17 protein-coding genes and 1 pseudogene are annotated in these 23,457 nt (G+C 73.3%); 13 read left to right on the top strand and 5 right to left on the bottom strand.

The features are described 5' to 3' along the window. Nucleotides 1–383: 383 nt before the first annotated feature. The 3 genes from ACFUC1_RS14310 to ACFUC1_RS14300 all read left to right on the top strand — a co-directional run bounded on the left by ACFUC1_RS14310 (nt 384) and on the right by ACFUC1_RS14300 (nt 3,681). On the top strand, nt 384–1,532 hold the full coding sequence (locus ACFUC1_RS14310; RefSeq protein WP_379120873.1) for a serine/threonine-protein kinase: 1,149 nt from the start codon (nt 384–386) through the stop codon (nt 1,530–1,532). Then, on the top strand, nt 1,529–1,945 hold the full coding sequence (locus tag ACFUC1_RS14305) for a hypothetical protein (RefSeq protein WP_379120871.1): 417 nt from the start codon (nt 1,529–1,531) through the stop codon (nt 1,943–1,945). Before ACFUC1_RS14310 ends, ACFUC1_RS14305 begins: the two co-directional genes overlap by 4 nt. A gap of 710 nt (nt 1,946–2,655) precedes the next feature. Then, nucleotides 2,656–3,681 carry a hypothetical protein gene (locus tag ACFUC1_RS14300; protein ID WP_379120869.1) on the top strand — a complete coding sequence of 342 codons (1,026 nt, stop codon included), beginning with the start codon at nt 2,656–2,658 and terminating at the stop codon, nt 3,679–3,681. A gap of 102 nt (nt 3,682–3,783) precedes the next feature. On the opposite strand, the pseudogene ACFUC1_RS14295 reads toward ACFUC1_RS14300, so the two are convergent. Further along, nucleotides 3,784–4,413 (bottom strand): annotated as a pseudogene (locus ACFUC1_RS14295) (ATPase, T2SS/T4P/T4SS family); the annotation flags it as partial. A 177-nt stretch (nt 4,414–4,590) separates the two neighbouring features. Here ACFUC1_RS14295 and ACFUC1_RS14290 point away from each other — a divergent pair. Genes ACFUC1_RS14290 through ACFUC1_RS14280 form a run of 3 tightly spaced genes read left to right on the top strand, consistent with a single transcriptional unit; the run spans nt 4,591 to nt 10,733 of the window. Then, the gene (locus ACFUC1_RS14290; RefSeq protein WP_379120866.1) at nt 4,591–8,847 is read left to right on the top strand and encodes an FtsK/SpoIIIE domain-containing protein; all 4,257 of its coding nucleotides are present in this window, start codon (nt 4,591–4,593) and stop codon (nt 8,845–8,847) included. 33 nt (nt 8,848–8,880) lie between these two features. Then, nucleotides 8,881–9,399, top strand: a complete 519-nt coding sequence (locus tag ACFUC1_RS14285) for a SigE family RNA polymerase sigma factor (RefSeq protein WP_379120864.1) — start codon at nt 8,881–8,883, stop codon at nt 9,397–9,399. Further along, the gene (locus ACFUC1_RS14280; RefSeq protein ID WP_379120861.1) at nt 9,396–10,733 is read left to right on the top strand and encodes a hypothetical protein; all 1,338 of its coding nucleotides are present in this window, start codon (nt 9,396–9,398) and stop codon (nt 10,731–10,733) included. Before ACFUC1_RS14285 ends, ACFUC1_RS14280 begins: the two co-directional genes overlap by 4 nt. 23 nt (nt 10,734–10,756) lie before the next feature. Here the strand turns inward: ACFUC1_RS14280 and ACFUC1_RS14275 are convergent, their stop codons facing one another. Continuing rightward, nucleotides 10,757–11,203, bottom strand: coding sequence for a hypothetical protein (locus ACFUC1_RS14275; RefSeq protein WP_379120860.1), 447 nt, complete (start codon nt 11,201–11,203; stop codon nt 10,757–10,759). A 375-nt stretch (nt 11,204–11,578) separates the two neighbouring features. Between ACFUC1_RS14275 and ACFUC1_RS14270 the strand changes: the two genes are divergently transcribed. Then, entirely contained in the window at nt 11,579–11,827 is a 249-nt protein-coding gene (locus ACFUC1_RS14270; RefSeq protein WP_310149287.1) for a WhiB family transcriptional regulator, read from the top strand. Between the two features lie 53 nt (nt 11,828–11,880). On the opposite strand, the gene ACFUC1_RS14265 is transcribed toward ACFUC1_RS14270, so the two are convergent. From ACFUC1_RS14265 to ACFUC1_RS14255, 3 genes are all read right to left on the bottom strand, one after another. Further along, nucleotides 11,881–13,374 (bottom strand): sensor histidine kinase, encoded by a 1,494-nt coding sequence (locus tag ACFUC1_RS14265; RefSeq protein ID WP_379120857.1) that lies wholly within the window; start codon nt 13,372–13,374, stop codon nt 11,881–11,883. Nucleotides 13,375–13,428: 54 nt separating this feature from the next. Next, on the bottom strand, nt 13,429–14,157 hold the full coding sequence (locus tag ACFUC1_RS14260; RefSeq protein WP_379120855.1) for an MOSC domain-containing protein: 729 nt from the start codon (nt 14,155–14,157) through the stop codon (nt 13,429–13,431). Nucleotides 14,158–14,222: 65 nt separating this feature from the next. After that, nucleotides 14,223–19,103, bottom strand: a complete 4,881-nt coding sequence (locus ACFUC1_RS14255) for an NAD-glutamate dehydrogenase (protein ID WP_379120853.1) — start codon at nt 19,101–19,103, stop codon at nt 14,223–14,225. Nucleotides 19,104–19,345: 242 nt separating this feature from the next. Between ACFUC1_RS14255 and ACFUC1_RS14250 the strand changes: the two genes are divergently transcribed. The 6 genes from ACFUC1_RS14250 (at nt 19,346) to ACFUC1_RS14225 (ending at nt 23,385) form a co-directional block, all read left to right on the top strand. Next, nucleotides 19,346–19,501 carry a DUF6131 family protein gene (locus ACFUC1_RS14250; protein WP_379120851.1) on the top strand — a complete coding sequence of 52 codons (156 nt, stop codon included), beginning with the start codon at nt 19,346–19,348 and terminating at the stop codon, nt 19,499–19,501. 94 nt (nt 19,502–19,595) lie between these two features. Next, complete coding sequence (locus ACFUC1_RS14245) at nt 19,596–19,892, top strand: hypothetical protein (protein ID WP_379120849.1); 297 nt, start codon at nt 19,596–19,598, stop codon at nt 19,890–19,892. Beyond that, entirely contained in the window at nt 19,889–20,404 is a 516-nt protein-coding gene (locus ACFUC1_RS14240) for a hypothetical protein (RefSeq protein WP_379120847.1), read from the top strand. The genes ACFUC1_RS14245 and ACFUC1_RS14240 overlap by 4 nt, the downstream gene beginning before the upstream one ends. Continuing rightward, a complete protein-coding gene (locus tag ACFUC1_RS14235) occupies nt 20,401–21,171 on the top strand; it encodes a LamB/YcsF family protein (RefSeq protein WP_379120845.1) in 771 nt (256 codons plus the stop codon). The genes ACFUC1_RS14240 and ACFUC1_RS14235 overlap by 4 nt, the downstream gene beginning before the upstream one ends. Before the next feature lie 6 nt (nt 21,172–21,177). Then, the gene (locus tag ACFUC1_RS14230) at nt 21,178–22,836 is read left to right on the top strand and encodes a 5-oxoprolinase/urea amidolyase family protein (RefSeq protein WP_379120843.1); all 1,659 of its coding nucleotides are present in this window, start codon (nt 21,178–21,180) and stop codon (nt 22,834–22,836) included. Nucleotides 22,837–22,893: 57 nt separating this feature from the next. Continuing rightward, nucleotides 22,894–23,385, top strand: coding sequence for a DUF2505 domain-containing protein (locus ACFUC1_RS14225; RefSeq protein ID WP_379120840.1), 492 nt, complete (start codon nt 22,894–22,896; stop codon nt 23,383–23,385). Nucleotides 23,386–23,457: the final 72 nt, after the last annotated feature.

Below are 23,457 nucleotides of genomic sequence, written 5' to 3'. Positions count from 1 at the left end.
GGGCGGCGCTGGCGCGCCGTCCTCGCGCACCCCACCGCACCCCGGCCCGAAAGCCATTTCGCGCCGACCGATCACATCGAAAAGAGCCCCGCCCCCGCAACTGCCAATGATGCGGCCGACCTGGCATGCCTCAAGGGCGCTCCGCGTCACTACGTGATGGCCTACGGCCACCCTTGACCCACACCAGCCCGACCCAACTCAGCCCATACGCGGGGACGGTGCACCTGTGGGCACCTCCCGGTCCACGCTGACCGTCAGACCATGAGACGGTTGCGCAAACTGGCGAAGTAGTGACACGGCCTGAACCGCACCTTCGTGCCGCGGGTCGGGCGCCGCGGGTCCCCCGAGTATTCGCTGGGTGCGCGTTCGGGCAGGATCACCCCATGGTCTCGAACTCCCCTTCGGTCTCGGACTCGGCGCGGCTGCGGCCCGGGGATGTCGTCGGCGGCAGGTACCGCGTTGACCGGCTTGTCGGTCAGGGTGGGATGGCCTGGGTGTACGCGGCGACCGATGAGGTTCTCGGGCGCGAGGTGGCGATCAAGGTGTTTGTCGTTAGCGAGGTGGGCGAGGACTTCGCCGGTGCCCACGAGACCCGGTTGCTGGCCTCGCTCAACCATCCCGGTCTGGTCACGGTCTTCGACGCCGGGGCAGAACAGGAGCGCGGCATCTCCTATCTGGTCATGGAGCTGGTTGTCGGTGCGAGCCTTGCGTCGTACCTGCGCTCGAACGGAGTTCTCGGGGTGGCACAGGTCGCTGCGATCGGGGCGCCGTTGGCGGGCGCGCTGGCCTACGTCCATGAGCGGGGGTTGATCCACCGCGACGTGAAGCCCGGGAACGTCCTGCTGGCCCTGTCCGACGACGGTCGGGTCATTGCGGACAGCGCCAAGCTGGCCGACTTCGGCATCGCCCGTTTCGCGGATGCGACGCGTCACACGATGACCGGGACGACCTTGGGCACCGCGCCCTACTTGAGTCCCGAACAAGTCCGGGGTGCCCGGCTGGGGCCGGCGAGCGACATCTACTCCTTGGGCTTGGTACTGCTCGAGGCATTGACCGGGGAGGTCGCCTACCCAGGGTCGGCGGTGGAGTCGGCTGTGGCGCGCCTGCACCGTGGCCCGGACATCCCCGAGTACCTCGGAGGGGCGTGGGTGGAGCTGCTCAGCGCAATGACGGCCGACGAGCCGAGCGCGCGGCCGAGCGCGGCGGCGGTGGGCGAGACCCTGCGTCGGCTGACCGGGGAGCAGCGTTCGGGCGCGCCGACGCGCCCGATGCGGCTCCCCCAGACCGATCGACTCGCCGCGCCGGTGACCAGCACGACCGTGCACCGGCCCGGCGTGCAGGTCCGCGGGACCGCGATGCTGGGGCGCGCTAGGTCGACCTGGCTGCTGGTAGGGGTCGTGCTGGTCGCTGTGGTCGTGTGGCTGGCCGTCGCCTCCAGTGGAGGTTCGTCAGCATCGGGTCCGACCTATCCAGCAGTTCCGGGACCGGTCGGCACCCACTTGCGCGAGCTGCAGCAGGAGGTGTCCCGATGACCCCCCGCGGCAGATCCGCCCTTCTGGGCGCCACCGCTGTGGCCCTGTCCCTCAGCGCGTGCGCGTCCGGGAGCCAGTCGTCGATCTCGGCTCCTGCGCGGCAGATGCTTCAGGATGACGTCCAGCGACTAACTCAGGCCGTCCACGACAAGGACTACACCGGTGCCCAGCAGGCCCTCGGGACCCTGCGAGCCGATGTCGGAGCGGCCCGCCAGCGTAGCGAGATCAGCGCGTCCGACCAGCGCCAGATTCTTGGGACGGCCACCCGGATCGCCGCCGACCTCAAGGCGCTCGAACCGCGGCCGCCGGCACCGGCGCCCAGGCCCAGCCCCACGAGCAGCCCGAGCACGACCCCAGGTGGCGGTGGTGGCGACGGTGGCGACGGCGGCGACGGTGGCGGTGGTGGCGACTGACCCCGCCCGAGCCAAGGCGACTGACCGATGTGCGGAGCTCGCCTCCTAGGCCCTCGAGCACACCGATCGAGGGCCTTCGTCGTGCGATGTGGCCACGGGTTCTTGGCAAGAATGCGCTTCGCGACCCGGAGGCACGACGAAGGCCCGGTCCAGGAATCCTGAACCGGGCCTTATCTGGTTGAGCTCACGACTTGTGTGGTCAACGGTGAAGTGCCACCCACCGAACACGAGCCATACGAAGACTGTGCCGTGACGACGACCGCCTCTCTGCCGACTCGCTAAACGCACGCATCTGCCGCGATCCGGACGAGCGACCCCCTCGATCCTCGGGATGGCCCCCGGTCGGCGCCATCACGGTTTCGACCGCGCGCTACTCCCCGTTGGGTGGGACGCCAATCGTGGGACGGGTTGTGGTGATCTGTGGTTCTATCGGTTTCTCGTGTGACCACAGAAGGGCAGGCCCGATGGACGGGTGTCGTCGAGGTTCTCTCGGCTGGTTGGTGGGCGCGATGCTCGCCGTGGCCCTTTCTGCCGGCGCGTGCACGACCGTTGGGTTAGCCGATGGCGGGTCGGGCCCCGGCGGCCTGGGCAGGGGGGCCTCCGGCGGTGACTCTGCGGGGAGCCGGAGTGCTGGGGCAGGTCCCTCCGCCGCCGGGCCGGCCGTTACAGCCTCAGTCGGGCACTCGGGTCTGGCGTCAACGACGGCCACGTTGCTGGCTCGCGGCCAGCAAGCGCCTGCGGCCGAGATCCCGTGGAACGAGGTGGGTAGGAACTGGTTCCTGGCTCTGTGGCAAAGCTCTACCAGGGACGACGGCCCGGTATCGCTGTTCCTCGTCGACCCGGTGGGCGGGCGCTACCTGGTGCACGCCTGGCCGGCCCAGACGAACGTCTCGCTCGATGACTGGTCGGGGGATGGCCACCGGGTCTTGCTCACAGGCACGGGCACCGCGCAGGTGATGGATCTGGCCAGCGGCGCAACGCAGACCGTGGCCGGGTCGCCAGACATCTGGGGGGCGGGGTTCACGGCGCCCAAGGGAACCAACCTGGCCCTGGTGGTCGCACGCCCCCAGAATGGGGCCGGGGTCGCCTACCTCACGAGGACCGACCTGGCAGGCGGCCACCCGCTTATCCTGGGCGACGGCGTCCAGCAGTGGCTCTACTTCCCCGACGGGGCTTCCTTGGTCGTCAACGGCACCGGAGCCCTGCGGGTCATCGACAACAGCGGGCACCAGCTCAGGACCATCCCGGCACCATCGGGGCAGCCATGTCGCCCGATCCGGTGGTGGGCGGACCATCGACTCCTGGTCGCCTGCGGCAGCTTCGAGCTCTGGCTTGTTCCCCCCGGCGGCGGGGAACCGCAACGTCTGACCATCGCGCCAGCTCCGGCCGACTCTCCGACCACTTTTGGCAACAGCAACATCTACGCCTTGGGCAGCGATCTGTACATGCAGGCCGAGGGGCCGTGCGGGTACGGCTACCTCGCCAAGGTCAACTCCGACGGGACCACAACGGCCGTCGACGTCCCCGGGGCCACCGACCGCGGGCTACGCCAAGTCGTGCTCGGCACCGACGGGCACAACCGCCTGGGCCTGCTGGCCACCCCACCCTGCGAGAACAACCACTCATCCTCGCTGTCCTGGTTCAACCCGACCACCCGACGCCTCGACATCCTGCTCGGACCCGGCGTCAACGGGGGGAAGGTCCTGGGGGCCTTGGAGTTCCCGGACCTGAAGTGACCCATCAACGCATCCGCGACCGCCTCGAAGCTGGCACCCACCAAGCACCCGCTCATGTCGCGATCCGATCGACCAGCCCCTGAACGTGAGGGTGCACTAACGAATTGCTGTGTTCCCTGCCTGCGTTCCTCCGGCCACGAGGATGTTGAGGCCGGCGGCGACGGCGGCCCCGAGGAAGCGGGCGCACTGCGGGGTCAGCGTGCCGAGGCCCACGAGGTCGTCGAGGTGGCTGGCCCGCACGACGAACTTGCGGATGTTCACCGACCAGTGGCGGCGGGTGATGTCCGGGATCACGACGTGCAGCCGGGAACCGTCCGGCAGGACCGCGTCGACGAACGGGCTCGACAGGTCGACCCGACGCCCGCTCGTCTTGAGCATCCGCTCGACGAGGTCCTGGACGAGGTCGGCCGTCAGGATCGTGGTGGTCAGCTCGGCCACGCCACCCCGGGCGATGAAGACCTTGGTGGGCTCGTTGATCCAGATCTCCTCCACCTCGGGGTCGTCGAAGTACGGCTGGAGCGGGCCGTAGCCGGCGACCGCGTCCAGCACCGACTTGACCGCGTCCTCGACGTTCGCGAGGGAGGGCAGGCCGCCGTGCAGCGACCGCTCGTCGTAGTCGGCCACCGCCTCACGAACCAGCCGGTCGAGCTCCCGGACGTCACGCGCGGGATCCAGGCCGGAGCGGCGGATCAGCTCACGGACCTCGGACTCGACGGTGGCGACGGCATCCACCCAGGACTCCCCCCTTCACGGTCCGGGCATCCCGCCAACCCCCTGGCGCGGCCCCCTCCTCGGGCCCTCCGGACGTACGCCGCATGTTAGGACGGATCGGCGCAGTCCGCCTCAGGTCATCCACAGGCGGTGGAGAAGCGGCGGGGCGTGCCCTGCGGCAGACCTAGCGTCGAAGCCATGCGTCTACGCCTCACCGTGTCCACCATCCGGGATGGTGGCGCCCCTGACACGCACGAGCTAGAGGTCGAGGCTGCGGCAGGCTGCACCTCCGGCGAGCTCGGCCGGGCCGTTGCCACCCATCTCGGCGTGGACGCCGACACCCTGTGCAGCCGCGGCCGGGCGGTGCCGTCGGCGTCACTCGTCGGGGTGGCTCCCCTCGTGGACGGCGCCGCCCTCACCCTCGGCGGCGCGCGGACGGGCGGCGGGCAGCGGCCGGGGCCGCGCAGCCCGGTGCAGCTGGCCGTGGCGCACGGACCGGACTGCGGCCGCACCCTCGAGCTCCACCCCGGCACCCACACCGTGGGCCGCTCCCGCGACGCGGACTTCTGCCTCGATGACCCGGGCCTGTCCCGGGTCCACGCCGAGGTCCACGTGTCCTCCGACGGCGTGCAGGTCGCGGACCTCGGGTCCACCAACGGCACCCGCATCGACGGCGAACGGCTGGGTGCCCGGCCGTGCCCGGCCCGCTCAGGCACCCTCGTCACCGCGGGGGCCTCGGTGCTGCGGCTCGGCCCGGCGCCCGAGGTCCCTGCGACGACGCGCCCCCGGCCGGACGGCACCACTGCGGTGAACCGTCGCCCACGCGTGCTCGACACCCCCACCCCCACCGCGATCGCCCTGCCGACCCCGCCCGACGTCCCGGGTCGCACCCGAGTCCCGTGGGTGGCGATGCTCCTGCCCATCCCCTTCGCCGCGGTCCTGGCCGCCTTCTTCGGACCGATGATGCTCGCGTTCGCCGTGATGGGCCCCGCGGTCATGGCGGGAACCGCCCTGACCGACCGCGTCGGCGCTCGCCGCCGGTATGCCGAGGAGTCCACGCAGCACGCACGCCGCCACTCCGAGGCGACGGCTCGCGTGGACCGGGCCGCCGCACAGGAGGCAGCGGAGCTGCGACGAGCACATCCCGACCCGGCCACGGTCCTGGCCACGGCGTGCGGCCCGACGGCCCGGCTCTGGGAGCGCCGCCGGCACGACCGCGACACCCTGTGCGTCTCGCTCGGGACGTGCGACCGGCCGTCCACGACCCGCATCATCCGTCCGCAGGGGGACGACGGCACCGACCACGTCGTCCTGACCGGGGTCCCGTGCGTCCTGCCGTGGGCCACGGTGGGCACCGCCGGCCTCTGCGGTGCCCGTGCGCACGTCCTGGGGCTGGCCCGGTCCGTCATCGGGCAGGTCGCGACGTTGCACTCGCCGGCAGACGTGCGGCTCGTGCTGCTCACGGCCGAGGCCCACGCCCAGGACTGGGGCTGGCTGGTTCGGCTCCCCCACCTGCGCGGTGACGACGGCGCGCTGCTCGACGGGGCCCTGGCGGTGGGGTCCTCGGAGGCGGCCCCGCTCGTGGCGCGGCTCGGCGAGCTGGTGGCCCGGCACCGTCAGGAGGGGACGTCGTCGGGCAGGGGCACGCACGGCCCGTGGACGGTGGTCGTGGTGGACGGCGGTGCCGAGCTCACGGAGGTGCCCGGGCTGGCCGAGGTGCTGGCGGAGGGGTCGGCGGCCGGCGTGGTGGCGCTGGTGCTGTCGCCCGAGCGCGGAGCCCTCCCGCCGGGGTGCCGGGCCGTCGTCGACCTGGCGCGACCGGCGCTGCCCAGGCTCGAGCTGCCCGGCTCGGAGCAGCAGCGCCTCGCGGTGGACCGCGTGGGTGCGTGGTGGGCCGACCGGCTCAGCCGGGCGCTGGCGCCGCTGCGCGACGCGACCCCCGTCGCCGGTGGCGCGTCGCTTCCCGAACGCCTGTCCCTGGCGACGGTGACGGGGACGGACTCGTGGGATGCCGGGCAGCTCGCGGCCCGCTGGGGGTCCCACCCCGCCGTCACGGCGGTCCCCGTCGGAGCGGGGCCCGACGGTGCGTTCGTCCTGGACCTCGCCGGCGACGGTCCTCACGTGCTGGTCGGGGGGACCACCGGGTCCGGGAAGTCCGAGCTCCTCCGCACGCTGGTCGCCTCGCTGGCCGTCCACCACCGACCGGACCGGCTGTCGCTCGTGCTGGTCGACTACAAGGGTGGAGCCGCGTTCCGCGAGTGCGCCGACCTGCCCCACGTGAGCGGCCTCGTGACCGACCTCGACGAGCACCTCGCCGGGCGGGCGCTGACCTCCCTGTCGGCCGAGCTGAAGCGGCGCGAGCGCGTGCTGCACGCAGCGGACGTCCCGGACTTCGCGGCATACCAACGCCACCTGGCGTCCGGCGACCTCCCGCTGGCGCGGCTCGTGGTGGTCGTCGACGAGTTCCGGGCCCTCGCGGACGAGCTGCCCGCCTTCGTCGACGGCATGGTCCGGTTTGCGGCACTGGGCAGGTCGCTCGGCGTGCACGTGGTCCTGGCGACCCAGCGACCGGCCGGCGTCGTGAGGGCCGACATCAAGGCCAACGTCAACCTGCGCATCGCGCTGCGGGTGCGTGACGACGCCGAGTCCCAGGACGTCATCGGCGCCGGCGACGCCGCGCGGATCCCATCCACCACCCCGGGTCGCGCCCTCTGCTCGGCGGGCGGTGCCGCGCCCGTGACGTTCCAGGCCGCGCACGTCGGCGGCCCGGCCCCCTCGCCGCCGGCGGGCGGCATCCGTGTCCGCGAGCTCCGCCTCGGCCGCCCCGTCGACCCTCGCGGCACCTCCGGTCCGAAGGCCACGACGGCCGACGAGGGGCCGGGGCCGACCGAGCTGCAGGTCCTCGTCCGGGCAGCGCGGGAGGCCGCCGAGCGGCTGGGCGTGCCACCGCCTCCCGCGGCCTGGCTGCCGCCGCTGCCCGACCTGCTGCAGCCGTCCCCCGGCGCAGCGGGGCTGCCGCCCACCGCGGCGGTGCTGGGGCTGGCCGACCGCCCGGGCGAGCAGGCGCAGGAGCCGTTCACGATCGACCTCTCGGCTCCCGGGCACTGGGCCTTCGTCGGTGCGGGTGGAACGGGGCGCACCACCGCCCTCCTCGGTCTCGCCGCGGCCGCGACCGCCCAGCTGCCCCCGGGGGCCCTCCACCTGTATGCCGTGAGCGGCGGCTCGCTCGCGGCCGTCGCGGCCCTCCCCCACTGCGGCGCCCACGTGCCCTGGGACGACCTGCCCCGTCTGCACCGACTCGTCGAGCGCCTGGCGGAGTCGATGGCGGTGCGCCGGGCCGAGCTGGCGGCGAGCCCCCACCCGTCAGTGGCGGGTTGGCGGGCAGCGGCCCCGCTCCAGGCACCACCGCACGTCCTCCTGCTGCTCGACGACTGGGACCTCCTGCAGGGCCGCGCTGACGAGGCGCCGGCCGGCGGCCTCACCGACCGGCTGCTCTCCCTCCTCCGCGAGGGCGATGGACTGGGCCTGACGGCGGTCCTGACGGGTGGGCGCTCGCTGCTCGTCGGTCGGGCAGCCATCGCGGCACCGCACCGTGTCCTGTTGCGCCAGTCCGACCCCGCCGACGCCCTCCTGGTCGGGCTGCCCCCGGGGGCGTTGCCTGAGCACCAACCCCCGGGGCGAGGCGTCCTGCCTGACGGGACCGAGGTCCAGCTCGCGGTGCCAGGACCGTGGCAGCCCGCCGGCGACCGTGCCGGTGTGCCGGTCCGGTCGCCCCTTCGAGTGCAGCCGGTCCCTGCACTGGTCACCGAGGACTCGCTCGGCCCACCCGCGCCGGGGGAGGTGGCGCTCGGGCGCGGCGGCGACGACGGTGGGATCCTGTCCCTCGACCCGGTCGTCGACGGTCGGCGCTGGCTCGTCTGCGGGGCCCCACGCAGCGGCGTGACTACGGCCCTGCGCCTCATCGCCGGCCGGGCGGCAGCCGCCGGGCGCCCCGTTGCGCTCGTCGGCTGCGACCCCGGTGCCACCGTGCCGGCGGGCGTCACCGCGTGCGACCCCCTCGACGCGCGGACCCTCGTCGACCTGCGCCGGGCCGCCCCCGACCTCGTCGTGGTGGTCGACGATGCCGAGACCCTCGTCGACACGCCACTCGACCCCGTGATCCGGGAGGTCGCGGCCCTCGTGGAGCGTGACCGCGGACTGCTCGTGTGCGGGTCCGACGCGACCGCGCTCGCCGGCCAGTACCGCGGCCCGGCCGTCGAGGTCGCGAGGTACCGCACAGGGCTGCTCCTCGGCCGGTGCGGCACCCTCGAGGCCGAGCTGCTGGGGGTCCGGGTGCCCGACGGTGGCGCCCAGCGGCCGGGCCGGGGACTGCTCGTGTCCAGGGGAAGGGCGACCCCCATCCAGGTGGCCCTCGCGGGTTCCACCCGGAACCGGCCCCGGGACCGTCTTGGATGATGTGCAGGGGGAACGGCCACCGGGGAGGGGATGATGGGCGGCTTCGACGACTTCGACGACTACGTGCGCGCCCGCTGGCTGCCCCTGCTGCGCACGGCCACCCTGCTCACCGGTGACCGGCACGCGGCCGAGGACCTGGTCCAGGACGCCCTCGCCCGGGCCGCCCAGCGCTGGACCGTCATCGCCGAGGCCGACTCCCCCGACGCGTACGTCCGCCGCATCCTCTACACCCGCTCGATCGACACCTGGCGGCGCACCCGCCACGAGCCGAGGGCGAGCGAGCACGTCGCACGGAGCTCGGCGAGCGCCGACACTGCGGCCGAGACCGACACCCGGGTGACCCTGGCCGCAGCCCTGCGCCGCCTCACCCCGAAGCAGCGCGCAGTCCTGGTCCTCCGGTTCTACGAGGACCGCACCGAGGTCGAGGCCTCCCGCGTCCTCGGGTGCTCGGTCAACACCGTGAAGTCCCAGACCCGGCACGCGCTGGGTCGCCTGCGCGAGCTCGTCCCCGAGCTCGCGGACACCTTCGGACGCCAGGAGGTCGGCCGATGAGCACCACCCTGGGCCAGCAGCTCGCCGAGCTCGTCGGCGACGTCGACACCGGTCGCGGACCGGACACCGCGGACCTGTGGAGCGCCGGGCGCCGTCGCCGCCGGTGGTCGAACCTGCGCACGACGGCCGGCATGGCCGCGGTCGCAGTCCTCGTCGCCCTCGTCCTCGCCCCCGGCACGTGGCAGGACAGCGCCGTCCCGGCAGGGCCGGGCCCCGGCCACGAGCGGACCCACCCCTCCGTCATCCCCCAGCCCCACTTCGCCTCGTCGCTGCTCGAGGCACACCGCCCGATGACCGCCGCCTTCCTCGACGACCAGTCCGTGTATGCCGTGGACGACACCGGCCGCTCGTGGCGGGCCCCCTCGGCGCCAGGTCGCCGCTCCTCCGTCGCCATCTCGCCCGACGGCCGGTACCTGAGCGACGGCTGGTCGGTGTTCGACGCCGTGGGCGGTACCGCGCGGCGCCTCGAGGCGGTTGCCGGAGTGCCCTCGGACCGTCGCGGAGCCACCGCCTGGTCGCCCGACTCGAGGCACGTGGCCGTCCTGTCCGACAGCCTGGACGGGACGTCCACGCACGTCCTGGTCTGCGGCCCCGACGGCGCGGCCCTCGACACCCCGGTCCTCCCCGCCGGGGTCGACCAACGGCTCTTCCCGACGCCGGTCACGTGGCTCGGGCCCGACCGCCTCCTCGCCCTCGTCGAGGCACCGCCCCAGGCCGCGGACCCCGAGGTGAAGCGGCTCCTGGCGTTCACCTGGGCCGTCGGGACGGGCACCTGGGACCCCTTCGGCACGCTCACGCTCCCGCGGGGGGCCTCCCTCGACTACCTCGCGACGACGGCGGTGTCGGTGTCCCCGGGGGGTAGGACCCTCGCGCTTGCCGTCGACGTCGAGGACGGGTCGCGCGGCGGTTCCACCGTGCTGACCTGGAGCGTCGCCTCCCTGGCGGACGCCGCAGCGGTCCCCGACCGGACCATCCCTCCCGACACGGCGGTCGTCGAGGGGATCTCCTGGCGGGGGGAGGCCCTGGTCGTCAGCCGCGCTGGGGAGACCCGGGTGGCGGCGTCGCGGGAGCTGCTCAGCTCCAGCGGCAGCGGTTCGGGTCGACCGATCTCCTGGCGAGCCGGCGCCTTCGACGACCCGGCCTACTACAACACCGCAGCCGTCTGGCAGGACCGGTTGTTCGTCTGGGCGGTCCTCCTCGCGATCCTCACCTTCGCGGTCGTCCTCATGCGCGCCGCTCGCCCGCTCGCCGCCCGGGCGGGCCTGCTCGGGGAGCGGTATGCCAGCCCGTTCCCCATCGAGGCGCGCTGGCTGTTCTCCGCGCACATGCGCTGACCGGCCGTGCCCCTCGCCGAGGGTCAGGCGCCGGGCTCGGCGGTGTCGACACCGCGCCCGAACCCGTCCCGGTCCGAGGTGTCGGCGCGGACGGCCGCGACGATCCCGAGGATCCCCACGACCCCGAGGGCCAGGGCCAGGACGGCACGGCCCGCCTGGAACAGCGACCAGGCGACCGGCAGCAGGAGCACGTTCCACACGATCGTGGGGGTGTTGGGCCAGTTCGCCCCCCGGAGCCAGGCCCGCCCCAGCACGCCGAGGAGCACGGCGAACACCGCGATGAGCACGATCGACATGACCACCCGCGTCGGGTCGGCGCCCGCTCCCTGCACCAGCTCCCAGAGGTAGAAGACGCAGAACCCCAGCAGCACGACGGCCTGCAGGCCGCACAGGGCGGCGGCGAGCAGGCGGAACGGGTCGCGCCGGACGGGGGTGTGGGAGGGTGCGGCAGCAGGGGGGACGTCGCTCACGCGGCTCAGGCTACGGCCCGGGCGCGTGGCTCCTGGTGCCTTCGCACTACGCGAACGGGTGCACCTGTCCGCGATGTGAGCAAAACCTCACCGTCACAAGCCGGTTACATGCCGGCAACCCTCCACAAATGCCCCCAGGTCTGTGAGGCTGGAACAGAAACGCGGGTGTCCCCGTTGGCACAGGTGCCCCTACACCACCACAATGGTGCCCGCACGCGTTTCCGCCTGCGCCAAAATCGGACGGCAACACCTCCGGGCGAGGGCGAGCACGACCCCAGCACACCCCGCAACGAAGCGGCCGTGCCGTGTGGTCCGCACCCTGGGCCACATGCCCCGGCCCGCTACACCCCCTGCATCACAAGGAGCACGATCTTCATGGACTGGCGCGACCGCGCTGCCTGCCTCGACGAGGACCCCGAGCTGTTCTTCCCGATCGGGAACACCGGCCCGGCCATCCTCCAGATCGAGGAGGCCAAGGCTGTCTGCCGTCGGTGTGAGGTCATCGACACCTGCCTGAAGTGGGCGCTGGAGTCCGGCCAGGACGCCGGTGTCTGGGGTGGCATGTCCGAGGACGAGCGTCGCGCCCTCAAGCGCCGGAACGCCCGCGCCCGCCGCGCCGGCTGAGCCCCACAGCCTCGGCGTCAGGGGCCCGCAGCCGCGTGACCCCTCCGGTCCGGTCAGCTGCCGTCGCGGCCCAGTGGACGCAGCCTGGCCACCATCCGCACCCGGGTGCCGCGCGGCTCGGCCTGCTCCCAGACGATCCGGCCCCGCAGGTCCTGCACGAGGGACGTGACGATCTGGGTGCCGAGACCCGACCCGCCGGGACGGAAGCCCTCGGGCAGCCCGACGCCGTCGTCGGTGATCGTGACGGTCAGCAGGTCGTCGCCCTTGTCGTCGGCGGACCGCTGCGCCTCGACCGTGATGGTGCCCCCGCCGGTCGGGGCCAACCCGTGCTCGACGGCGTTCTGCACGAGCTCGGACAGCACCATGGCCATCGCGGTGGCGTCCTCCGCCCGCACCATCCCGAAGGACCCCTCCACCCGTGAGGTGATGGGTTCCTCGGCCTTGGCCACCTCGGTGATGGCCTGCAGACCGCGCACGGCGATGTCGTCGAAGTCGACCGTCTCGTCGAACCCCTGGCTCAGCGTCTCGTGCACGAGCGCGATGACGCCGACCCGCCGCACGGCCTCCTCGAGCGCGACCCGGCCGGCCTCCCCCACCGGCAGCCGCCGGGCCTGCAGCCGCAGCAGCGCCGCCACCGTCTGCAGGTTGTTCTTCACCCTGTGGTGGATCTCCCGGATGGTCGCGTCCTTGGTCATCAGCTCCTGCTCACGGCGCCGCAGCTCGGACACGTCGCGCAGCAGCAGGAGCGCCCCCACCCGGTGGCCGCCCTCGGTCAGCGGGATCGCGCGCATGGACACGCTCACCCCGCGGCTGGTGACCTCGGTGCGCCACGGGGCCCGACCGGTCACCACGACGGCCAGCGACTCGTCGACCGGCGACTCGTCGCGCAGCAGGTCCGCCACGACCTTCGCGAGCAGCTCCCCGATGACGTCCCCGACGTGGCCGAGGCGGTGCACCGCCGACAGGGCGTTCGGGCTGGCGTACGTGACGATCCCGTTCACGTCGAGCCGGATCACGCCGTCCCCGACGCGGGGGGCTCCGCGCCGCTGCCCGGTCGGCGCCGACACGTTGGGGAACTCCCCGGCTGCGATCATCCGGGCCAGGGAGTCGGCGAGCGCCTGGTAGGTCAGCTCCAGCCGGCTGGGGGTGCGCATCGCGGCGAGGTTGGTGTGCCGGGTGATGACGGCGAGCGCCCGGCCGTCCTTGACGACCGGGATCGCCTCCTCGCGCACGGGCATGTCGTCGCGGAAGATCGGGTCCTTCTGCCGCACGATGCGCCGGTCGAGGTACGCCTGGTCGAGCAACGACTGGCGTCCGCGGTGCGTGCGGCGGCCGACCACGTCCTCGAAGAACACCATCTGCCCCGTCGTGGGCCGGACGTGCGCCACGGCGAGCCACCCCTCGATCCCCCCAGGCACCCACAGCACGAGGTCGGCGAACGACAGGTCCGAGATCAGCTGCCAGTCCCCCACCAGCAGCTGCAGCCACTCCACCTCGTTCGGGGCGAGGTCGGTCGAGGAGGAGAGGACCTCGTTGAGGGTGGCCACGCGCAGAGCCTAACCAGCGGGTGCCGGCACCCGGGCAGGCGTATGCCGGTGGGCTCAGCCCAGGTGCACGATGTCGCCCACGGCGATGGTCCCCGGCTCCACGACCTGTGCATAGACGCCCGCGCACAGGTCGTGCCGGTCGCTGACCGCCTTGAGCATCCCCGGGCGCGCCGGCAGGTCGACCTGCGCGACCCCCACCATGCGACAGCGCTCGATCGGCTCCAGCACGCGCAGCCGCACCCCGCCCACGGTGAGCTCGCTGCCCACCCAGGCGTCCTCGGCATACGGCTCGGTGGTGGCGACGACGACGTTGGCGCGCAGGTGCCTCGGGTCGAGCGGCCGGCCGTCACCCTCGTGCCGGCCGAGCTCGGCGAGGGTGGCCGTGCCGACGACGGAGACGCTGCCGGCGTCGAAGTGGGGCGTGGCCGCCTCGGCCCGCACGACGACCGGCTCACCGAAGAGCCGCGACAGCCGGTCGTCCGCCTCGGGAGAACCGGCCGTCACCGTGGTGCCGTCGGGGAGCCGGAGCCGGACGATGTCGTCGTCGTCGGTGAACCACGACTCGAGCTCGAACACCGGGTCCATCCGCCGGAACCGTCGCGAGTGCTTCCCCGACGCCATCTTGCCGGCGGCGTCGTAGACGGCGAACCCGCGGTCGCCCACGAGCCCGCGCGCGTCGACCTCCACCCGGGTGCACGCTTGCGCGCCGGTCGCCTTCACCGGGAACCGTTGCAGGGCAACGACTTCCAGCCGACCCGAACCGTTGGAGCCGACCTCCGACACACCGACCTCCGACACCGGCTGCGGCCCGTCGCCCGGGGACTCCGGCCCTTCCCCCTCCGGCGGCGTCACGTCGTCGCGGCGCCGGAGCGGATGACAGAGCGCAGGGTGCGCAGCGCCACCGAGAGGGCCGCGATGTTGGGCTTGTCGAGCCGTTCGATCCCGTGCAGCGCGGCCTTCGCCCGGGTCAGCGACTCCGAGTTGGCCTCGGCCCACTGGGCGTACCGCTTCGCCGGCTCGGCACCCGTGGTCGACGCGTCGATCACGCTGCGCACCAGGCTCTCCAGCACGGCATACAGGTCGTCGCGCAGGGCACCACGTGCGAGGGCGTCCCAGCGGTCGTCACGCGGCAGGTTGGTGACGCGGCTCAGCATGCCGTCGATGCCGAACCGCTCCGACAGGACGAAGTACAGCGGCGCCACGTCGGCCGGCGACTCCCCCGTGTCGGTGCAGATGTCGACGATGTCGAGCAGGGAGAACTGGTCGAGCAGGCTCGCGGCCCGCATCGCCAGTGCGTCCGGCACGCCGGCCTTCTCCAGCCCGGAGGCGTTGCGCTGCAACCGCTTCAGCTCCGCACCCTGCAGCAGCTCCGGGATCCGCGGCGCGAGCTCGGCGACGACCGCACCGAAGCGGGCCACCTCCCCGGCGACGTCGAGCCGCGAGGGCCGCGAGGTGAGGAACCAGCGGATCGCCCGGTCGATGAGCCGCCGGAACTCGAGGTAGAGCCGGCTCTGCACGTCGGTGGAGACGACGTTGTCGAGCGCCTCGACCTGCGCCACGAAGGACGGCAGGTCGAAGATCTCGCGGGCCACGACGAACGCGCGCGCGATCTGCTCGGGCGTCGCCCCGGTCTCCTCCATCGCGCGGAAGGCGAAGGTGATGCCGCCCCGGTTGACCATCGAGTTCACGACCGAGTTGGTGATGATCTCGCGGCGCAGCGGGTGCTGCCCGAGCTCCGCGGCGAACTGCTCGCGCAGCGCCGGCGGGAAGTAGTCGGTCAGCGTCTGCTGGAACCACGGGTCGTCGGGGAGCTCGGTCGGGAGCAGGTCCTCCTTGAGCGCGAGCTTCGCGTAGGCGACGAGCACCGAGAACTCCGGTGACTTCAGGCCCTCCCCGGCCGCGAACCGGCGGTCGATCTCCGAGTCGCTGGGCAGGAACTCCAGCCCGCGGTCGAGGTCGCCGCGCTCCTCGAGCCAGTGGATGAGCCGCTGGTGCACCGGCAGCATGGGATGCTCCTGGGCCCGGGCGTTGCCGAGCAGCACGTTCTGCTCGTAGTTGTGCCGCAGCACCTGGCGGGCCACGTCGTCGGTCATCGAGGCCAGCAGCGAGTTGCGCTGCTTGAGCGTCATGTCGCCACCACGCACCTGCTCGGTGAGCAGGATCTTGATGTTGACCTCGTGGTCGGAGGTGTCCACGCCCGCGGAGTTGTCGATGGCGTCGGTGTTGACGCGGACGCCGTTGCGGGCGGCCTCGATCCGGCCCAGCTGGGAGAGCCCGAGGTTGCCCCCCTCGCCGATGGCCTTGACCCGCAGGTCGGCACCGTCGACGCGGATCGCGTCGTTGGCGCGGTCGCCGATGTCGGAGCTGGACTCGCCGGACGCCTTGACGTAGGTGCCGATGCCGCCGTTCCACAGCAGGTCGACCGGCGCGAGCAGGATCGCCTTCATCAGCTCGGCCGGGGTCATCGTGGTGACGCCCTTGGGCAGCCCCAGGGCCTCCGTCATCTCCGGCGTGACCCGGATGGCCTTGAGGGTGCGCTCGAACACCCCGCCGCCGGCCGAGATCAGCGACCGGTCGTAGTCGGCCCAGGAGGACCGCGACAGCTCGAAGAGCCGCTTGCGCTCGGGGTACGACCTCGCCGCGTCGGGGTTCGGGTCGACGAAGATGTGCCGGTGGTCGAAGGCGGCCACCAGCCGGATGTGCTCCGACAGCAGCATGCCGTTGCCGAAGACGTCGCCGGACATGTCACCGATGCCGACCACGGTGAAGTCCTCGGACTGGGTGTCGACGCCCATCTCCCGGAAGTGCCGCTTGACCGACTCCCAGGCGCCGCGCGCGGTGATGCCCATGGCCTTGTGGTCGTAGCCCGCGGACCCACCCGACGCGAACGCGTCGTCGAGCCAGAAGCCGTAGGACTGCGCGACGCCGTTCGCGATGTCGGAGAACGTCGCCGTGCCCTTGTCGGCCGCGACGACGAGGTAGGAGTCGTCGACGTCGTGGCGCACGACGGACGGCGGCGGCACGACCTCCCCGGCCTTGCGGTTGTCGGTGAGGTCGAGCAGCCCGGAGATGAACACCTTGTAGGACGCGATGCCCTCGGCGAGCCAGGCGTCGCGGTCGACCGACGGGTCGGGCAGCTGCTTGGCGTAGAACCCGCCCTTGGAGCCCGTCGGCACGATGACGGCGTTCTTGACCATCTGCGCCTTGACCAGGCCGAGGATCTCGGTGCGGAAGTCCTCACGGCGGTCCGACCAGCGCAGCCCGCCACGGGCCACGGGCCCGAACCGCAGGTGCACGCCCTCGACCCGCGGGCTGTAGACGAAGATCTCGAACTGCGGCCGCGGCGCCGGCAGGTCGGGCACCTTCGTGGGGTCGAGCTTGACCGACACGTACGACTTCGGGTGGCCCTCGTCGTCGACCTGATAGAAGTTGGTCCGCAGCGCCGCGGTGATGACGCCGAGGAAGGCCCGGATGATGCGGTCCTGGTCCAGCGAGCCCACGTCGTCCAGCCCGGTCGTGATCGCCTCGACGACCTCCGCCTCGGCTGCGGCGCGCTCCCCGCCGGCCTCACCGGCATACCGGCTGGGGTCGAAGCGCGTCTCGAACAGGGACACGAGCTTGCCCGCCAGCGGCAGGTTCTGCACGAGGGCGCTCTCGACGTAGTCCTGCGAGAACGTCGAACCGGTCTGGCGCAGGTACTTGGCGACGGTGCGCAGGATGACGACCTGCCGCCAGGTGAGCCCGGCGCCGAGCACCAGCGCGTTGAAGCCGTCGCTCTCGGCGCGGCCCTGCCACACCGCGCCCACGGCGTCCTGGAACAGCTCACGGAGCCGGTCGCGGCCTCCCTCGCCGCTCCACAGCCGGTCGTTGCGCACACGCAGCCCGAAGTCGTAGACGTACAGCCGCACGCCGTCGCTGCGCTCGATCTCGTACGGCCGCTCGTCGACGACCTCGACACCCATGTGGGTGAACATCGGCAGCACCTGGGTCAGCGAGAGCGGGCTGCGGCGGTAGAGCTTGAACCGGCGCTCGTTCGCCGGGGCTCCCGGCTCCTGGTACATGTTCAGCCCGGTCGCGTCGTCGTCGGCCAGGCCCTCCATCTGCCGGATGTCGGCGACACCGACGCGGGGGCTGAAGTCCTCCTTGTACGCCTCGGGGAAGGCGCGCCCGTAGAGGCCCGAGAGCCGCGCGGCGGCCTCCTCGCCGTGCTCGGTGCGGGCGGCCTCGCCGAGGTCCTCCTCCCAGGTCCGCGTGGCGTCGACGAGCTGGCGCTCGAGCACCGACTCGTCGACGTCGGGGATGGACGCACCCGACGGCACGCGCACCACGAAGTGCAGCTGGGCTAGCACCGACTCCGAGACCCGCGTCGTGTAGTCGACGCTCGCGCCCGCGAAGGCCCGCCGCAGGATGGTCTCCATCTTGAGGCGGACGGCCGTGTTGTAGCGGTCGCGCGGGATGTAGACGAGGCACGACACGAACCGGCCGAACCGGTCGCGGCGCAGGAACAGCTTGGTCTTGCGCCGCTCCTGCAGGTGCAGCACGTCGGTCGCGTTGTCGAGGAGGGTCTCCTCGTCGGTCTGGAACAGCTCGTCGCGCGGGTAGTTCTCGAGGACCTCGAGCAGGTCCTTGCCCGAGTGCGAGTCCGGCAGGTAGCCGCTGCGCTCGAAGACGGCGTCGACCTTGTCCCGCAGCACCGGCACCCGCGTGACGGACTCGGTGTACGCGCTCGAGGTGAAGAGCCCGAGGAACCGCTTCTCCCCGGTGACCTCGCCGTGCTCGTCGAACTGCTTGACGCTGACGTAGTCGAGGTAGGTGTTGCGGTGCACCGTCGCCCGCGAGTTGGCCTTGGTGATGATGAGCAGCTCGCGGGTCCGCGCGACCTGCCGTGCCTGCTCCGAGAGCAGCACGCCCTCGCCGGTGGGGTCGTACCGCAGCAGGCCGAGGCCCGTGCCGTGGACCGCCTGGAGCCGGTCGGCGTCCGCCCCCCGGTGCAGGGCGTACTCGCGGTAGCCGAGGAACGTGAAGTGGTTGTCCGAGAGCCAGTCGAGCAGCTGGCGGGCCTGCGCGACCTCCTCGGCGGGTATGCCGTGCGGCGCCTCGGTCTCGAGGTCGGCCGCGACCTGGCGGCAGGCCGCGCGCATCTTCGGCCAGTCCTCGACGGCCTCGCGCACGTTGGACAGCACGCTGCGCAGGTTCGCGGCGACCTGCTCACGGCTCTCGGGGTCGCTGTCGCGGTCGATCTCGAGGTGCATCCACGACTCGCGGACCTGGCCGAAGCCGCCGGCCGCGGCACCGTTCCCGTTGGCGTCGAGCAGCACCTCCTCCAGCTCGCCGGCGGCGTTGCGTCGCACCGTCATCGTCGGGTGCACGACGAGGTGCACGACGCGGTCCATCCGCAGCAGCTCGGAGCTGACGGAGTCGACGAGGAAGGGCATGTCGTCGGTGACGACCTGGATGACGGTGTGCCCGCTGGTCCAGCCCTGCTCCTCGACCTCGGGGTTGAAGACGTCGACCGTGGCGGTCCCGACCGGCCGGTGCTGGGCCAGCTCCCGGTGGGCCAGGGCTGCGCCGAGGATGTCCTCCGGCGCCCGGGCCAGGAGGTCCTCCGTGGCGACGTGCCGGTAGTAGCTGCGCAGGAACGCCTCGACCCCCTCACCGCCCGCGTGGTCGGCCCGCTCGGCGGCGGAGTGCAACAGCTGCTGACGAGACTGCTCCAGCGACCCAGACATGTCGGTCGGCTTCATCCTCACGTGTCGATGTGCGCATGGGGGCACGCCGTCGTGCACCCGTGCACCGAGACTATCGCTGCGCGCGGGCGCCGACGCACGACGGTGCGAACCCGTCGGTAGGGCACCCGGGCGCCCCTCCGGCTCGCCGCCGGGCGAGGTGTCGGTGCAGGTCAGGGATGCGGAACCGGCCAACCGGTGGTTGGCTGTTCCCACCCCCTACAGTGGATGAAAGGAAAGTCCCTGTGATCATCCTCGGCATCATTCTGCTGATCATCGGCCTCGTGGCCTCGATTTCCATTCTGGTGACGATCGGGATCATCCTGATCGTCGTCGGCCTCATTCTCTCCCTGCTCGGCGCCACCGGCCGGGCCATCGGTGGACGAAAGACCTGGTACTGACGAAGCGGGCTAGAGGCCCGCACGCGACGACGACCCCCGGCTGCCTTGTGGGCAGTGCGGGGGTCGTCCGCGTCCGGGTCACTACAGTGGCCGTATGCCGCGGACGCCGGTTCCCCCGGACCCCCTCGCCGCGCTCGGTGCGGCCCTCGACGGCGTCCGAGCAGCGGCCCGGGACGGCGCGGACGAGGTGCTCTCGCACTACCCCGAGCTCGGTGACCGGGAGGCCCAGTCGACGCTCGAGGCCTACCTCGACCAGGTCGCCGACCTGCTCCGGGAGGTGGAGGCGTCCTGTGCCGACCTGTCCGACCGCGTCCGGCTCGGTGGCGGTCGCGGACGCCCGGTGGAGGGCGGCGAGGCGTTGTCGCACCACCCGCTGCGGAGGGCACCGTGACCGTCTCGGGCGACCCCGCCTCCTGCTCCCAGCTCGGCGCCAGCCTGCGCCGGCTGGCGGCGGGGCTGCGTGCCGAGCAGCGCCGGCTGCACGCGGCCGCCGACCCGGCCGATGCCCCGCGGCCGGCGGCGTCCGTGGTGCGCGCCCGACGACGGGCCGCCCAGGTGGCCGACTCGCTCGGGGTCGCGGTGGCCGAGCTCGACCAGGTGGGGTCGGCACTGCAGGCCCACTCCACGGACCTCGCCGAGGCCCTGTCCGACGCCAGGCAGCTGCTGGACCGCGCGGCGGCGGCAGGTCTCGAGCAGAGGTCCGGTCGGTTGGCGCCGCGGTGGGGGGTGGCGGGGGTGGCCGACCCGCGCGCGAACACGGCGCAGGACGACCTGCGCTCCGAGCTGCAGGAGCGGCTCGACGGCGTCGAGTCGCTCCTGCGCACCCGCAGGGGCCGGCTGGCCACCACCCTCCGCAGGTCCGGCGACCTGCTCGCCACGCACGCGGAGGCACTGCGCCGATGAGCGTCATCGACCTCAACGCCGACCTCGGTGAGTCGTTCGGGCGCTGGCAGCTCGGCGACGACGAGGCGATGCTCGACCTCGTCACGAGCGCGAACGTCGCGTGCGGCTTCCACGCCGGCGACCCGGCCACCCTGCTGCAGACCTGCGTCGCCGCGGCCGAGCGCGGCGTCGTCGTCGGAGCCCAGGTCGGGTACCACGACCTCGCGGGCTTCGGCCGCCGCTTCGTCGACATCGACCCGGCCGACCTCGTCGCCGATGTCGTCTACCAGGTCGGCGCGCTGCAGGGGCTCTGCGCCGCCGCCGGTACCCGCGTCGCCTACGTCAAGCCGCACGGCGCCCTGTACAACGCCGTCGTCCACCACGAGGCGCAGGCCGAGGCCGTGGTGCAGGCCGTCCGCCGCATCGACGACGAGCTGGTGGTCCTGGGGTTCCCGGGCTCGGCGCTGCTCTCGCTCGCGCAGGACGCGGGGCTGCGCACCGCCACCGAGGCGTTCGCCGACCGCGGCTACACCCCCGACGGCCGGCTGGTGCCCCGCAGCCACGCCGGCGCCGTGCTGCACGACCCGCAGGTCGTCGCCGCCCGCGCCGTGCGGATGGCCGTCGAGGGGGTGGTCGAGGCGGTCGACGGCTCGATCGTGGAGGTCCGCGCCCAGTCGGTCTGCGTCCACGGCGACTCCCCCGGTGCCGTCTCGCTGGCGACCGAGGTGCGCCGGTCGCTGGAGTCGGCGGGGATGCGGCTGGCGCCGTTCGTCGACGGCCGGGGCTGAGCGCCGGTGCAGGTCCTCCCCTCGGGACCACGCGCGGTGCTGGTCGAGTGCGACGACCTCGACCAGGCCCTGGCCCTGCACCGCCTCCTGTGGGAGCGACACCGCCCCGACGGTCTCGTCGACGCCGTCCCCGGCGCCCGGACGCTGCTGCTCGTCGCCGCCTCGCCGCGGCACCTGCCGGGCCTGCGCTCGGCGTTGCAGGACGCCGGGCCCCGCCTGGTCGGCGGGCCGGCGCCCGACCGTGCGGTGCCTGGCCTCGAGGGACTGCAGCCCCAGGAGCCCGGCGGCGAGGGCCCGGCGGAGGTCGAGGTGCCCGTCCGGTACGACGGGCCGGACCTGCTGGACGTGGCCGGCCACACCGGCCTGACTCCGGAGGAGGTCGTCACCGCCCACACCGGAACGCCCTGGACCGTCGGCTTCGGCGGGTTCGCCCCCGGCTTCGCCTACCTCGCCGGGGGCGACCCCCGGCTCGAGGTCCCGCGGCGCGGCGAGCCGCGCCCACGCGTCCCCGCCGGCGCTGTGGGGCTGGCCGGCCCCTTCAGCGGCATCTACCCCCGGTCCTCCCCCGGCGGCTGGCAGCTGATCGGGCACACTGACGTCGTGCTGTGGGACCTCGCCGCCGACCCACCCGCGCTGCTGCGACCCGGGATGCGGGTGCGCTTCGTCGATACCGGTCGCAGCGCCGGCCCCGCCAGCCCGCGGCCGACGGCACGGTCCCGGCATCCGACGGTGCCGGCGGAGGCCGCCCTTCCCACGGCCGCAGCGGGCGTCGCGACCTCGGCACACGCCGGGCTCGCACGGCGCCCCCACCTCGAGGTGCTGGCCACCGGACCCCTCGCCCTGCTGCAGGACGCCGGTCGTGCCGGCCACGCCGGGGTCGGGGTCGGGCCCTCGGGTGCCGCCGACCGCGGCGCACATGCCCTGGGCGCCCGGCTCCTCGGCCAGGACGCCGACACCGCAGCCGTCGAGGTGCACGCCGGCGGCCTGGAGGTCCGAGCCCACGGTGGTGTGACGCTGGTCCTCACCGGGGCGCTGGCGGCGGCGACCGTCGACGGCACTCCCGTGGGTCACGCCGCGCCGTTCCACCTCGCCGACGGCTCCGTGCTGCGGGTCCCCGCGCCCGAGCGCGGCCTGCGCACCTACGTCTCGGTCCGGGGCGGCTTCGACGTCCCTGCGGTGCTGGGTTCGCGGTCGACCGACACCCTGTCCGGCCTCGGCCCGGGGCCGCTCACCCCCGGTTCCCGGCTGCCGGTCGGTCGGCACGCCCGCCACCCGGGTGTCGACGTCGCGCCCCATCCCCCGCTTCCCCAGGGCACGCTCGTCCTCGACATCGTGCCCGGGCCCCGCACCGACTGGCTGGCGGACCCAGGCGCCCTCGTCCGGGGCGAGTGGACGGTCGGGTCCGCCAGCGACCGCGTGGGCGTGCGTCTGGCGGGGGAGGCACTGCGGCGTCCTGCCTCCCGCGAGGGCCGCGAGCTGCCGAGCGAGGGTGTGGTCCGCGGCGCCGTGCAGGTGCCGGTGGACGGGCAGCCGGTCGTGTTCCTCGCCGACCACCCCGTGACCGGCGGCTACCCCGTGGTCGCGGTGCTCACCGAGCCGGCCCAGGACTCCCTCGCCCAGGCCGTCCCAGGCCAGCAGGTCCGGCTGCGCTGGTCGCGGGCCTGAGGGCCGGCGCCGCTAGGGTTGGGCGCGCCTGCACGCCCCGAGACCCCAGGAGCCCGCATGAAGATCGCCCGGACCCTCGAGTACGCCGCCACCCCCGACGAGGTCTTCGCCGTCCTCGCCGACGTGGCCTTCCAGGAGGCCAAGTGCGCGGCCACCGGGGCGATCTCGTACACCGCCTCGGTCAAGGCGGACGGGGACGCGACGGTCATCACCACCGAGCGCGAGCTGCCCGCCGACGGCCTGCCCGACTTCGCCCGGTCGATGGTCGGCAACACCCTCAAGGTCGTCGAGACCCAGACCTGGCAGGCCGCGGGCGCGGACGGCGCCCGGACCGGCACCGTGGCCATGACGGTGCCCGGCGCACCGATCACCCTCAAGGGGAAGCTCGCGCTCGAGCCGGGCGGCCCCGGTACGGTCGAGCACCTCGACGGCGACCTCAAGGCGAGCATCCCGCTCGTGGGCGGCAAGATCGAGAAGGCCGCCGCCCCCGCGATCGAGGACGCCATCACCATCGAGGGCACGACCGCCCACGAGTGGCTGGCCCGCTAGGCACCACGGACGGCTCGACCGCCGGGGCGATGCCCACGGCATACGCGAAAGGCCCGGAAACCGTTGCGGTTC

This window comes from Pedococcus sp. NPDC057267, assembly GCF_042668795.1.
GTDB lineage: Bacteria > Actinomycetota > Actinomycetes > Actinomycetales > Dermatophilaceae > Pedococcus.
The sequence above is the reverse complement of the archived record's forward strand: the minus strand, read 5'-3'. Positions and strand labels throughout refer to the sequence as shown.

Bases quoted from the DNA above. Each gene is read 5' to 3' on its own strand.
- ACFUC1_RS14255 (WP_379120853.1), bottom strand. From the start codon at position 19,103: ATGTCTGGGTCGCTGGAGCAGTCTCGTCAGCAGCTGTTGCACTCCGCC.
- ACFUC1_RS14225 (WP_379120840.1), top strand. From the start codon at position 22,894: ATGAAGATCGCCCGGACCCTCGAGTACGCCGCCACCCCCGACGAGGTC.
- ACFUC1_RS14245 (WP_379120849.1), top strand. From the start codon at position 19,596: ATGCCGCGGACGCCGGTTCCCCCGGACCCCCTCGCCGCGCTCGGTGCG.
- ACFUC1_RS14310 (WP_379120873.1), top strand. From the start codon at position 384: ATGGTCTCGAACTCCCCTTCGGTCTCGGACTCGGCGCGGCTGCGGCCC.
- ACFUC1_RS14285 (WP_379120864.1), top strand. From the start codon at position 8,881: ATGGGCGGCTTCGACGACTTCGACGACTACGTGCGCGCCCGCTGGCTG.
- ACFUC1_RS14290 (WP_379120866.1), top strand. From the start codon at position 4,591: ATGCGTCTACGCCTCACCGTGTCCACCATCCGGGATGGTGGCGCCCCT.
- ACFUC1_RS14270 (WP_310149287.1), top strand. From the start codon at position 11,579: ATGGACTGGCGCGACCGCGCTGCCTGCCTCGACGAGGACCCCGAGCTG.
- ACFUC1_RS14305 (WP_379120871.1), top strand. From the start codon at position 1,529: ATGACCCCCCGCGGCAGATCCGCCCTTCTGGGCGCCACCGCTGTGGCC.
- ACFUC1_RS14280 (WP_379120861.1), top strand. From the start codon at position 9,396: ATGAGCACCACCCTGGGCCAGCAGCTCGCCGAGCTCGTCGGCGACGTC.
- ACFUC1_RS14235 (WP_379120845.1), top strand. From the start codon at position 20,401: ATGAGCGTCATCGACCTCAACGCCGACCTCGGTGAGTCGTTCGGGCGC.